Annotated in this window: 11 protein-coding genes; all 11 read right to left on the bottom strand. The window is 34.1% G+C overall.

Translation table 11 applies throughout. The features are described from left to right. The coding region (locus LIV57_RS15585; protein ID WP_227943370.1) for a hypothetical protein at window positions 1-223 on the bottom strand (223 nt) is incomplete at its 3' end. Next, complete coding sequence (locus LIV57_RS15590) at window positions 224-1,762, bottom strand: amino acid adenylation domain-containing protein (protein WP_227943371.1); 1,539 nt, start codon at window positions 1,760-1,762, stop codon at window positions 224-226. A gap of 9 nt (window positions 1,763-1,771) precedes the next feature. Continuing rightward, window positions 1,772-2,674, bottom strand: a complete 903-nt coding sequence (locus LIV57_RS15595) for an AAC(3) family N-acetyltransferase (RefSeq protein WP_227943372.1) — start codon at window positions 2,672-2,674, stop codon at window positions 1,772-1,774. A gap of 6 nt (window positions 2,675-2,680) precedes the next feature. Next, the gene (locus tag LIV57_RS15600; RefSeq protein ID WP_317259041.1) at window positions 2,681-3,973 is read right to left on the bottom strand and encodes a lipopolysaccharide biosynthesis protein; all 1,293 of its coding nucleotides are present in this window, start codon (window positions 3,971-3,973) and stop codon (window positions 2,681-2,683) included. Further along, the gene (locus LIV57_RS15605) at window positions 3,960-4,970 is read right to left on the bottom strand and encodes a Gfo/Idh/MocA family protein (protein WP_227943373.1); all 1,011 of its coding nucleotides are present in this window, start codon (window positions 4,968-4,970) and stop codon (window positions 3,960-3,962) included. Before LIV57_RS15605 ends, LIV57_RS15600 begins: the two co-directional genes overlap by 14 nt. Before the next feature lie 8 nt (window positions 4,971-4,978). Further along, the gene (locus LIV57_RS15610) at window positions 4,979-5,551 is read right to left on the bottom strand and encodes an acyltransferase (protein ID WP_227943374.1); all 573 of its coding nucleotides are present in this window, start codon (window positions 5,549-5,551) and stop codon (window positions 4,979-4,981) included. A 12-nt stretch (window positions 5,552-5,563) separates the two neighbouring features. After that, window positions 5,564-6,688 carry a DegT/DnrJ/EryC1/StrS family aminotransferase gene (locus tag LIV57_RS15615; protein ID WP_227943375.1) on the bottom strand — a complete coding sequence of 375 codons (1,125 nt, stop codon included), beginning with the start codon at window positions 6,686-6,688 and terminating at the stop codon, window positions 5,564-5,566. A 34-nt stretch (window positions 6,689-6,722) separates the two neighbouring features. Continuing rightward, window positions 6,723-7,913, bottom strand: a complete 1,191-nt coding sequence (gene lhgO, locus LIV57_RS15620; protein WP_227943376.1) for an L-2-hydroxyglutarate oxidase — start codon at window positions 7,911-7,913, stop codon at window positions 6,723-6,725. A gap of 6 nt (window positions 7,914-7,919) precedes the next feature. Further along, entirely contained in the window at window positions 7,920-9,215 is a 1,296-nt protein-coding gene (locus LIV57_RS15625; RefSeq protein ID WP_227943377.1) for a nucleotide sugar dehydrogenase, read from the bottom strand. Beyond that, window positions 9,215-11,605 (bottom strand): GumC family protein, encoded by a 2,391-nt coding sequence (locus tag LIV57_RS15630; protein WP_227943378.1) that lies wholly within the window; start codon window positions 11,603-11,605, stop codon window positions 9,215-9,217. The genes LIV57_RS15625 and LIV57_RS15630 overlap by 1 nt, the downstream gene beginning before the upstream one ends. Before the next feature lie 8 nt (window positions 11,606-11,613). Next, window positions 11,614-12,435: a polysaccharide biosynthesis/export family protein gene (locus tag LIV57_RS15635; RefSeq protein WP_227943379.1), complete on the bottom strand. Its 822-nt coding sequence runs from the start codon at window positions 12,433-12,435 to the stop codon at window positions 11,614-11,616. Window positions 12,436-12,440 lie beyond the last annotated feature (5 nt).

The following is a 12,440-nucleotide window of genomic DNA, read 5'->3' on the forward strand; positions in this document are numbered from 1 at the left end:
GATCATTAAGATCATTTGTGATAAAAAAAAATTTATAGAAGTTATCTTGTTCAATCAGGAAATACAATCCATTTTCAGAACGGTATGCAATTGTTTTTTTTCCATCAGTGAGGAAACCAAACTTTTCTTCAGACAAAAAGAAATTTGTACGAAATGTTTTACTTCTAAGTCTTACTTGATCTTCATTAATAAGATTAAAGCCAAGTGCTCCTGTTTCTTCCATTTAAGAATTGATTTGTTGATTTAATAGTGCTCTGTCTATTTTACCATTAGGATTTCTAGGCATTTCTTCAAGAAACTTATAAGAGGTTGGGATCATATATTTAGGAAGTACGTTTAAGATTTCTTTTCTGAAGACATTAGGCTCTACTTTTGTATCATTTTCATAAACCAGAACAATCTCTTTTCCTTGTCTGTCATAAACGCAACAAGCGTTTTTAACAAGCTTAAGAGTGTTTACAACAATATGCTCTATTTCGCCTAATTCAATTCTGTACCCCTGGTGTTTTACAAGGGTATCCTTTCTTCCTTTAAATATTATTTCTTCTCTTTCATTGACAGAGACAATATCTCCCGTTCTGTAAATTGTTTCAGGATAATGCTTATTAAGCGGATTGTTAACGAATGCTGCTGCTGTTTTTTCAGGAGCATTGTAGTATCCTAAAGCTAAAGAAGAACCTCTCACACATAATTCTCCCTCTTCACCTTTCTCTGCTAGTCTATTTTCATCAGTAATGATTAATACATCTGTATTTCTATAGGGAAACCCTATCGGTAATGGCTCATTATCACTAAACTCTCTGTCTATGATATAATAAGTACAGTCAAGTGTGATTTCTATAGGTCCATACAGGTTGGCAAATTTTGTATGGGACAAAGACTTGTACCAATAGTTAAATTGTTTTGTAGGGAATACTTCACCAGCAAACCAAACCAGCTTTAAAGAGGATAGGTCTATTGTTTTCAAAAGATCCATATTGGCAATATTCACCATAATGGTAGGTACCCAGAAGATAAAGCTTACCTTCTCCCTTTCAAGTACTTCGAGGATTTTTATAGGGAATGCCGCCATATGTTCCGGAAGTACTACTATTGTACTGGAATGCGCCATCAACATACATAATTCATAGCTGTAAATATCAAAAATCACAGGAGAAAGAGATCCTATAATTTCATTATCTGAAAACTTAAATATATCATTGGATATTTCAATGAAGTCTATAAAGCTTCTGTGATTCAGGGCTACACTTTTAGGTACTCCTGTTGATCCTGAAGTATTAATAATACAAGACATATCAGTGTCAATAGATCTATTCTCAAGCCTTAAATAGAGATCTTGAGGCTCTTTCTCTTGATCAAAAGCCTGGTCAAAATCAATATCATCAATGATGATCAGTTTCTCTTCGGGATAAATACTTTCAATATTCTTCTTAAAAGCATTTGTTGTAATTAAATATTCAGGTTCAACAAGATTTAAAATTGCGGAAACTCTTTGCAAAGGACTTTTAACATCCAGATTTAAATAGGCATTTCCAGAAAACATAATCCCAAGATCTGCTGTTACGCAGTGGATGGATTTGGGTAAATAAACTGCCACCGGCTTGTTTAAAATATCTTTTTTTGCCAGCAATAGCATTGCCAGAATAGCAGTTCTTTTATAAAGATTTTTAAAGCTGATTTTATCTTCATTTTCTACGACAGCTGTTTTATCAGGAAATCGCTTTGATGTGTTGATAAAATATTCAATCAGATTTTTTTTCATAAGTAATATTTATTTACTAAATGTATATTTTTTTGGATCCGGATCTGTATAAACAACAATTCCTTTTCTGCCTAATTCAATAGCACGATGAACAACATATTCAGCATCAAACATTGTGATATCAAGATTTGAAAGTTTATCTATTTTATATTTACCCGAGTCAAAATATTTTTTTACAACTCCCCAGTGCGATTTTTCGGTAAAATTATAATAAAAGTCATCTTCTTTAGTCAGATAATTTTTAGTAATGATTTCTCCATTCTCTTTTTTAATATTGATACTCGCGTTTTTTTTAAAAAAAAGATCAAAATATTCATACTCTCTCCTTAAAATACTGTCTGCACAGTGCATTATAGTTCCTACGTGATGTTTTCCTAATCCTAAAGAAAACACTTTTGCTTTTACTTCAGCAAGTTTATAATATGGAGAATTTTCATCCCAAGAAGATTCAGAATATACATGAGATTCTGTTATGTATCGGGCTAATTTTCCAAATGCAGCTACAGAGTGGTAATCAAGGCTTCTTTCTATTTTTTTATAATTTCTGAACACTTCCGGCAATAAACCTGCTAATGTAGGGGTTGTTTTAATACTAAACGTTCCCCCTTTCTTTCTTATCAATGGATATGACGGCATTAAAAGTGTTCCCTCTTCACCTATCAAATCTAGCAACATGTCTATAAAAGTTTCAGGAGTTCCATCATAATTATAAAATTCATCCCAAGAGCTATGAATAAAAACTACATTTCCTTTTTGGACACCCATTTTCCGGAATTTATCTGCTAATTCCTCAGATGTAATTTTTTTTCGATAAACTTTTTTATCGAACTTCCTTTTATATTTATTTCTTAGATGAGTTAATGATCTTACTTTCAGTTTATTCCTCAGAAGATCGAAAATTTTTCTTTTCATTGTTGTCTAAACTTTTCCAATTGCAAGTCTATACGTCATTACCATTTGAATCAAATACGTAATACTTCTTCCAACAGACAATAATAATAGTGTATAAACGACATCACTCTTAAATAAAATGTACCCTAATCCTAATGATGCTACAGTAAAAATAAGAAATAACATCTGCCATAAAAAATCAAATTTTTGTTTTTCTGCAATTACAAATAGCCATCCTGTAGGCATCGTTATAAAACTCAGTAGATACATTACACATAATATCTGTGCAAATATCCCGGAATCTTTCCATTGACTGCCAAAGAAAAACGCAAAAAGATCCGGAGCAAAAATAAAAAGAATGATGAATGGTGGTAAAGCACAGGCTATTAACAATAATGTTGTTTTTTTATATATTCCGGAACACTCTCCATTATTTCGATAATCCTCTGCAGCTTTCTGTTTAAATACATCCTTTACAGCATTTCCGATAAAGGATAACGGAACACCCAAAAATCGGTCAGTAAGTGCATAAAATCCCACTACTTTAAATCCAAATTGAGATGTTAAATAAAAAATAACAATTTGGACAGACAGTGTATTAATCAACTGGCCTGGTATATTAAATTTAGCAAAATTAATATACTTGAAAAAGAGTTTCTTCATCACTCTTTTGTCAATATTTTTGAAACTCGCTTTGTCTTTCTTTAAAACAATATAAAATCCTGAAACAACTGATAGTACCTGTCCAAAAATCTGACCTTTAATAAGTCCAAGACTTAAAATATTCACCTGAGGAAGTAATGCTGAAATTCCGGCAATTGAAGAGTTATTAATAATTTTATTCTTAATAAGGTTCTGAAAATATTTCTTCCTTACAAACCACTCATTTAAGAGGTTAAATGCTGAAAATAACAATCCTGCCAAGGGAATGTACACCAAAAAATTATTACGACTTTCAAAATTGAAAGCCAAATAAATAAATTTATCAAACAAATAAATAATTACAGAACTCAACGCAAAAAAGAAAACGCCTATTCCTAAACACAGCACGATTAAATTAGCTGCAACTGAGTCTTTTTTCGGAAGGATAACAGCCATTTCATATTTAAGCATCATAAACACCAATAAGAATGAAAGTACCGCTGAAAAATTAGAAAATACTCCAAAGTCTTCTGGAGTATATATTCTGGTTAATAGGAACGAAAAAAGAATAGGTATTAATTGTGCAAAGAAAGAACCTCCGATCATCACCAAGAGGTTTTTCCTGAAATCACTGCTAAGCATTTCTTTAAGCCGAAGAATAAGATTATTTATTGGCATAAATTCTTTCTATAATATCTACTATTTTCAACCCCTCCAAAGCATTGGTTGTAATAGTATTTCTTCCTTTTAATACGTCTACTACGTTTTCAATAATATAGTGATGATTGGCGGCAGAACCTTTATAAGCACCATAATCATTCCCAGGGTTTGTAGGTGGTAATTCTGGCATAACATAATCTTTCACATTACACACTTCAACTTTATCCATATATTGGCCTCCAATCTTTATAGCACCATTCTCTGCAATAATAGTCATTGAACTTTCAAGGTTCTGATTCCATACTGAAGTAGAATAATTTAATGCTCCCATCCCACCGTTTACGAAATCGAAACTAATAAATCCTGAGTCTTCAAAATCTGTAAGAGTCTGGTGATTAAAATCAGCAAATTTTGCCTGTATATTGGTAATATCACCGAACAACCAGTACATAATATCTATAAAATGAGAAAACTGTGTAAATAATGTTCCACCATCCAGATCTTTCTTTCCATGCCATGATTCCGGCTTATAATATCTATCATCACGATTCCAGTAGCAGTTAAGCTGAACCATATATATTTCACCCAATTTTCCACTTTCTACCATTTCTTTAACCCAGGCGGAAGGTGGAGAATAACGATTTTGCATGACAGCAAAAACCTGTTTGTGTTTGTGTAGAGCCTGAAAAATAAGTTTTTCCGCATCCTGCTTGTTCAAAGTCAGCGGTTTTTCTACAACAATATGCTTTCCGGCATCAATTGCTTTATAAGATTGTTCAAAGTGGAATCCATTGGGAGTAGCGATATTGATAACATCTGCTTCTATTCCTGATTTCAAAAATTCATCTAGTGATGCAAAGAAAGGAACCTCATAGCTTTCAATTCCTAAAGCAGATTTATCCTTTATGTCTATAAGAGCTACAAGCTCACATTCAGAATTTCTTGTGATCATCTCGGCATGTCTCTTGCCAATATGTCCGCAGCCCACTACTGCAAATTTTATTTTTTCACTCATTTGCATATTTAAATTTTTGAAACTTTATTATTTTCTAATTTGTATTTTTCTCCATTTTCTTCACAAACGGCAATATTGTCTGTGTCAAACTGAAGTTTATGCCCGAATTCGCTCATCCAACCCATTTGTCTGGCAGGGTTTCCCACTACCAATGCATAATCCGGAACTTCTTTTGTAACCACAGCTCCTGCTCCGATAAAAGCATACTGACCTATATTATGCCCACAAACAATCGTTGCATTGGCTCCTATGGAGGCTCCTTTTCCTACATGTGTTTTCAGATATTCATTCTTTCTGTTTACAGCACTTCTCGGATTTATTACATTAGTAAAAACCATTGAAGGTCCTAAAAAGACATCATCATCACATGTTACTCCTTCATAGATTGAAACATTATTCTGAACTTTTACATTCTTTCCCAAAACGACTTTAGGTGAAATGACAACATTCTGTCCAATATTGCATTTTTCGCCCAAAATGCAACCTGTCATAAGATGTGAAAAGTGCCAAATTTTGGTTCCGTTTCCTATTTGACATCCTTCGTCAATAACGGCCGTTTCGTGTGCAAAAAAATCCGACATATCTGCTTTATATTAATTAAAATAATTCTTAATCTCTGTAATAATAATATCCAGCACTTCCTGATCAAATTCTGTATGTACAGGAAGAGAGATCACTTCTTTGCAAAGCTGTTCTGTAACCGGAAGACTAAAACCTTCTTGCACATATTGAAGAAAAGCTTCCTGTTTGTAAAGAGGCAAAGGATAATATATCATACTTGGAATATTCTTTTCTGCCAGATATTTTTGTAATCCATCTCTTTTCCCATTTTTCACTCTAAGAGTATATTGATGAAATACATGGGTAGAATTCGCTGCTCTTTTAGGAGTTTGAATTTCTGATATATCTGCAAGATTTGCATCATAATAATCCGCCATTCTGTTTCGTGCAGCTGAATACTCATCCAGATGTTTAAGCTTAACTTTCAATACAGCAGCCTGAACGGTATCCAATCTTGAATTGCAGCCTAAGACTTTGTGATAGTATTTCTTTTCCTGACCATGGTTGGCAACCATTCTGATTTTCAAAGCTAATTCATCATCATTTGTCATCAAAGCGCCTCCATCACCATAGCATCCCAGATTTTTTGATGGGAAAAATGAAGTACATCCGATATGTCCGATAGTTCCTGTTTTTTTAACGGTTCCATCTGAAAACTTATAATCAGAGCCAATTGCCTGAGCATTATCTTCTATAACAAAAAGGTTGTGTTTTTCTGCAAATTTAAGAATTTGTTCCATATCAGCACTTTGGCCATATAAATGAACAGGAACAATTGCTTTGGTATTGGGGGTAATATATTTTTCAAGACCTTCCAGCTGTATATCAAAAGTATCTTTGTTTACATCTACCATTACAGGTTTTAACCCCAAAAGACCAATAACTTCAGCAGTTGCTACGTAAGTGAAAGCAGGGCAGATTATTTCATCGCCAGGCTGCAGATTAAGGGCCATCATGGCAATTTGAAGAGCATCTGTTCCATTGGCACATGGAATAACATGTTTTACTCCCAGATATTCTTCAAAATTTTGTTGAAATTCTTTTACAGCAGGGCCATTAATAAATGCTGTATTGTCTATGCATTCCTGAATACCAGCATCTATGTCTTCTTTTATTTTCAGGTATTGACCTTTAAGATCAACCATTTGAATTTTCATATTTTTAGTTTTTTGAGTGCATATAGTGGTGCGTTTAATTCATGATAAGTTCACTTATCTTCTTTCCAATAGAAAGACATGAAGTGGCTGCAGGAGAGGGAGCATTTCTAACGTGAATAATGTTTCCGTTTTTCACGATGTCAAAATCATCAATCAACCCTCCATTTCTATCGCAAGCCTGGGCTCTTACTCCTGAACCACCTGCCACAAGATCACTCTCCTGTATTTCCGGTAAAAGTTTTTGAAGCGCCTTAGTAAAAGCAGATTTAGAAAGTGAACGGTGCATTTCTCCCATTCCGGTTTTTCCATATTTTGCTACAATTTTTCTAAATCCCGGCCATAACATGGTTTGCATGGTTTCGTTGAAATTGAAATCGAAAAAGTGGTATCCTTCCTTTTTGAAAGCCAGAACTGCGTTGGGACCAGCCTCTATATTACCATCAATCATTCTGGTAAAGTGAACACCGAGAAACGGAAAACTGGGGTCAGGTACCGGATAAATAAGATGTTTTACAAGGTATTTTTTTTCATCCTTGATTTTATAATATTCTCCTCTGAAAGGAATAATGACCACATCGTTTTTTTCGTTGGTCATTTTGGTTATTTTGTCGGAATACAATCCTGCACAGGATATAAGCTTTTTGGTTTTAAATTCGGAAATATTGGTGTTTACAATAATTTCAGATCCTTTATCAATGATATTTTTTACTTCATTTTTGAATCTTACTTCACCTCCTGCTTGTTCAAAAAGTTCTTTTATTTTTTTGGCGATTCCCGGATAATCAATAATTCCGGTTTGTGGTACTTTTATTGCTTTTATTCCTTCACAGTGGGGTTCAATTTCGCGGAATTCTTCTCTTGAGAGATATTTTAAACTCTGTAGTCCGTTTTCAATACCTCTTTTATAAATATTATCTAAAAGTGGTAATTCTTTCTGTGAGGTGGCTACAATTATTTTTCCGCAAAGATCATATCGTATGCCATGTTTTTCGGCAAAGTCAATAACGGAATTATACCCTTCAATACAGTTGTTAGCTTTAAGACTTCCCGGTTTATAATAAATCCCGCTATGGATTACTCCACTGTTATGTCCCGATTGGTGCAATGCCACATCGTTTTCTTTTTCCAAAATAAGAATCTTAGAATCAGGATTTTTCAGCTTAAGCTGATAGGCTGTGGCCAATCCTACCAGACCTGCACCAATGATGATGATATCATAGCTCATGACCTTTTATAATCTTGCATCAACCAGATTTCTGTCTAAACATGCTTTGGTATCAAAAACCACAGCATTTTCTTTTTTAAGCAGATCCAGATCCATTTCCAGGAACTCATTATGAGATACTGCAATCACTAAAGAATCATACTTTTTACCTTCCTGAAGGGCATCCAGAATATCAATTCCATATTCATGTTTCACTTCATCCTTGCTTGCCCACGGATCATAAATATCAACATTTACTCCATAATCAGCAAGCTCTCTGTAGATATCTACGACTTTAGTATTTCTGACGTCCGGACAATTTTCTTTAAATGTAACTCCTAAGATCAAAGCGTTAGAGTTTTTGATAACTCCACCTTTTGCAATAAGAAGCTTCACTACTTTAGCAGCCACAAACTTTGCAATAGAATCGTTTACTCGTCTTCCGGATAAGATCACATCCGGATGATATCCCAGCTGTTCTGCTTTGTGTGCAAGGTAATAAGGATCTACGGAGATACAGTGTCCTCCCACCAATCCTGGTTTATATTTAAGGAAATTATATTTTGTTCCCGCAGCTTCCAATACATCATTTGTATCGATACCTACTCTATCAAAGATTAATGCTAGTTCGTTAACAAAAGAAATATTAACATCTCTCTGTGCATTTTCGATAGCTTTTGAGGCTTCTGCAACTTTAATGCTAGGTGCTTTGTGAGTTCCGGCTGTAATGATTTTCTTATATAGATTATCTACTTCTTCGGCAATCTTTTCCGTAGAACCTGAAGTTACTTTTTTAACACTGGTAAGCGTATTTACTTTATCTCCGGGATTAATTCTTTCCGGAGAATAACCTACAAAAAAGTCTTCGTTAAACTTAAGTCCAGAATATTTTTCAAGAACCGGCACACATTCTTCTTCTGTACACCCGGGAAAAACTGTAGATTCATAAATAACAATATCGCCTTTTTTGATAATTTCTCCTAACATTTTTGAGGCCGAAATCAGTGGATTAAGATCGGGAGCATTGTATTTATCAATAGGGGTAGGAACTGTTACAATGAAAACATTAGCTTCAGCAATATCAGATAACTGACTTGTTGCTTTATAACCTAAAGAACCATTAGATTCTCTATATTCTTTCAGTCCGGTATTTAATTTATCAACATCAGCTTCAAGCGTTATATCTTTTCCGTTATTAAGCTGATCAACACGCTGTGTATTGATATCAAATCCAAAAACAGGATAATGATCTGCAAATTCAAGAGATAAAGGAAGACCTACATAACCCTGGCCTATAACCGCTATTTTATATGTTGTTGCCATTAACTAAATTTATTTTTTATTTTTTGAAACCAAGATTGTTCTGTATGCTGGTTATAGCCATAACCGTATTTGTTACTGTATCCTAAATTTTCTCTGCTTACATCATTAAGAACAAATCCTACATTTCTGATTTTTTTCTGATCAATATTTCGGTTGGCAAATTCCAATAATGCCTTTTCTGTGTATTTAGATCTGGAAACGTAAATGGTTACATCAGAAAGTTCAGCAATAAGGAAAGTATCTGTTACAAGAAGCAATGGTGCAGTATCCAGAATAATATATTCATATTTTTCTTTCAATTCCGTCAGAAGGATCTCATAACGGCCGTTAGATAGCAATTCTGTAGGGTTCGGTGGAATCATTCCTGAATAAATTACATCCAGGTGAGGATTAAAAGATGATACATGAATGATATCTTCAAGTTTAGTCTCGTCATTATAAAGATACTCCGTAAGCCCTGCAAGTCCTTTTCTGGCTGGATTATATCTCTGAAGTTGTGGGTTTCTGATATCAGATCCTATAATAATTGCTTTTTTCTTAGGATTGGCCAATGTTAAAGCCAAGTTTACAGATGTGAATGTCTTTCCTTCTCCTTTTACCGTTGAAGTAACAAATACCACTTTTCCTTTTTTCTCTTTCGAAAGCATAAAATTCATATTGGTAATAAGAATTCTGAATGCTTCCGCCATAGGAGTAATATCATTCATTTTAACAATCTCAGAATCTCCTTTTTCAAGACTTGGTAGTTCTGCAATAATAGGTGCATGCACTAGCTTTTCAAGATCATGTTTTGTAACAACCTTGTTATTGAAAAGCATTCTTAAGTAAATAATAACAAAAGGAATTAGTAATCCCACTACCAAATAAACAATCAGAATAATATTCTTTTTGGGTGCAATAGGATTTGCTGATGCATACGCTGTATCTATTATTCTCGCTTTAGGAGCGGTAATAGATTCAGCAATTGCTGTTTCTTCTCTTTTTTGAAGTAACAACAAGTATAAATTTTCCTTGATCTGTTGTTGTCTTTCAATACTTCTGAACATTTTCTCAATAGAAGGAAGTTTAGATATTTTATCTGAAACCTTATTCTGTTCACCAAGATATTCATTTCTTGCCAGCTCAAGACCCGTTTTGTTTCTCTGCAAACTCTGCTCAATAGACTGGCGCATTGTGTTGATCTGCTTGGTAATATCTACCACTGTCGGGTTTTCTACAGTTGCAGATTCCAAAAACCTGTTTCTCTGAAGAATAAGTTGGTTATAAGTAGCAATTCCTGCAATAGCTTCAGGATTTTTTAGTCCTACATTGGAAGGTAGAGCCTGATACTGGCCCTGTTTATTTACAAAACTTATCAAAGCATTAGTAAGTTCAAGCTGTGCATCTACATCAAGCTGTTTTGCCCTTGCAGCGGCAGAACTTTCCAGATTAATTTTTGCTTCTGTTTCAAGATCTGTAAGGTTATTTTTAGATTTAAATATTTCTTTTTGACTTTCTACATCTCCCAGCTCTCCTGTAAGTCTTTTAATTCTGTCTTCAATAAAGTCCAGCGTCTTCCTAGATTCCGAATTCTTATCTAAAATGGCATCATTGTTATATGCTAAAACCAAAGCATTAAGTACGTCTTTCGCTTTTGTAATCTGTGGATAGTTCATATCCAGTTTTAATACGGTAGCATCTTTATTAATTAAGCTTACCGCCAACGTATTTTGCAGCATATCTACTTTAGCATCTACTGTTGAAATGTAAAGTTCAAGATCATTCAGATTTATTTCTTTTAAAGCGGCAGGATTATATTTATCATTTTTAGTAATGATAATATTAGCAAAAGGAAGTCCTATTGTCTTACCATAACCGGTAATAATTTCTTTTTGGGGCTTGTCTGTACTTACGATAAGTTTCTCCCCTTCTATTTTTAGCAGAACAGGAGTGGAAATCCCCCCCGGTTTCTCATTAATTACCCTTACTTCAATGGGTGAAGTATCCTTATAAAGTTCAATTTTTCTAAGTTTAGACTTTGCAAAAATATCGGTCTGAAGGTTTTTATTAATGACAACTTCTTTCATTAATCTTTTTGACTTCAGCATCTCAATTTCATTAGCAATACTGTTTGTTTTCAGCCCACCTAAATTCGAAAAGTCTGGTAAAACACCCAAATCATTATTTATGGGAGACGATGAGTTTTTAGCATCTTTTACAAGTACTGTTGTCTGTACATTGTAAACAGGAGTCATAAATTTCAATGCAACATAACCTATTACTAAAGCAATAAAGGCGCTTAGAGCAAACCATGGCCATTTTCTTAAATAGGGCTTTACTATTTCATTAATATCAATATTCCTTGAGCTATTTTCTACTTCTAAAAGTGCTGAAGACTGTTGGGTGTTCATTAATTTTTTTATTTCTTAAATAAACTTACTACTACGGCAACTGCTGTAACCGCAATAGAAATAGCGGTCAGATAAAGTCCAGTGTTGGGATTTTGTTTTGCTAAAACGTCTTTGGTATTGCTTGAGGAAACAATAATAGCATCCCCTTGTTTCAGATTGTAATAAGGAGAATTAATGAGATTAGCATCCTGAATATTAACACGGCCATGAGAAACAACACCATTTTCTGTTCTGATCACCAATATGTCTTCTCTTTTCCCATATTGTGTCAGGTCACCAGCCATACCTAATGCATTTAAAATAGTTGCCTGCCCGTTTGCTATAGTATAGTCTCCTTGCCTGTTGACTTCTCCAAGTACTGTAACTTTAAAATTCGAGAGCCTGATATTAATTGTTGGGTTAATAACATATCTCGTCATTTTTTCTCTAAGTTCGTCTTTAAAAGCGGTCAAACTTTTATCCGATGTATTCAGTTTACCTAATATAGGAAAGTCAATATCCCCATTTGCATCTACAATATAAGTTGGTCCTGACAGTATTGTAGCTCCTTGATTAGGAGTATTTCCACCGGCCATTGCATTTGTCTGGATAAGTTCTGAGGAAGAATAATTTTGATTAAAAGGCTTTACAACATCCATATCCTTCGCAGTAATCAGAATAACCAACTGATCCCCCACCTGGATCGTATTTGCTGAATTTTTAGCAGAGGCATTGATTGCAACCTGTTCTATATTCTGCATATAATTTAAATCATTCTTAGCATTAGGATTAACTTTACAGGAAATCACTAATGAAGATGCCAAAACTACTGCTAATATTTTTCCTTTCATTATCT

Origin of the sequence: Chryseobacterium sp. X308, from assembly GCF_020733145.1 — a bacterium.
GTDB classification, from domain to species: domain Bacteria; phylum Bacteroidota; class Bacteroidia; order Flavobacteriales; family Weeksellaceae; genus Chryseobacterium; species Chryseobacterium cupriresistens.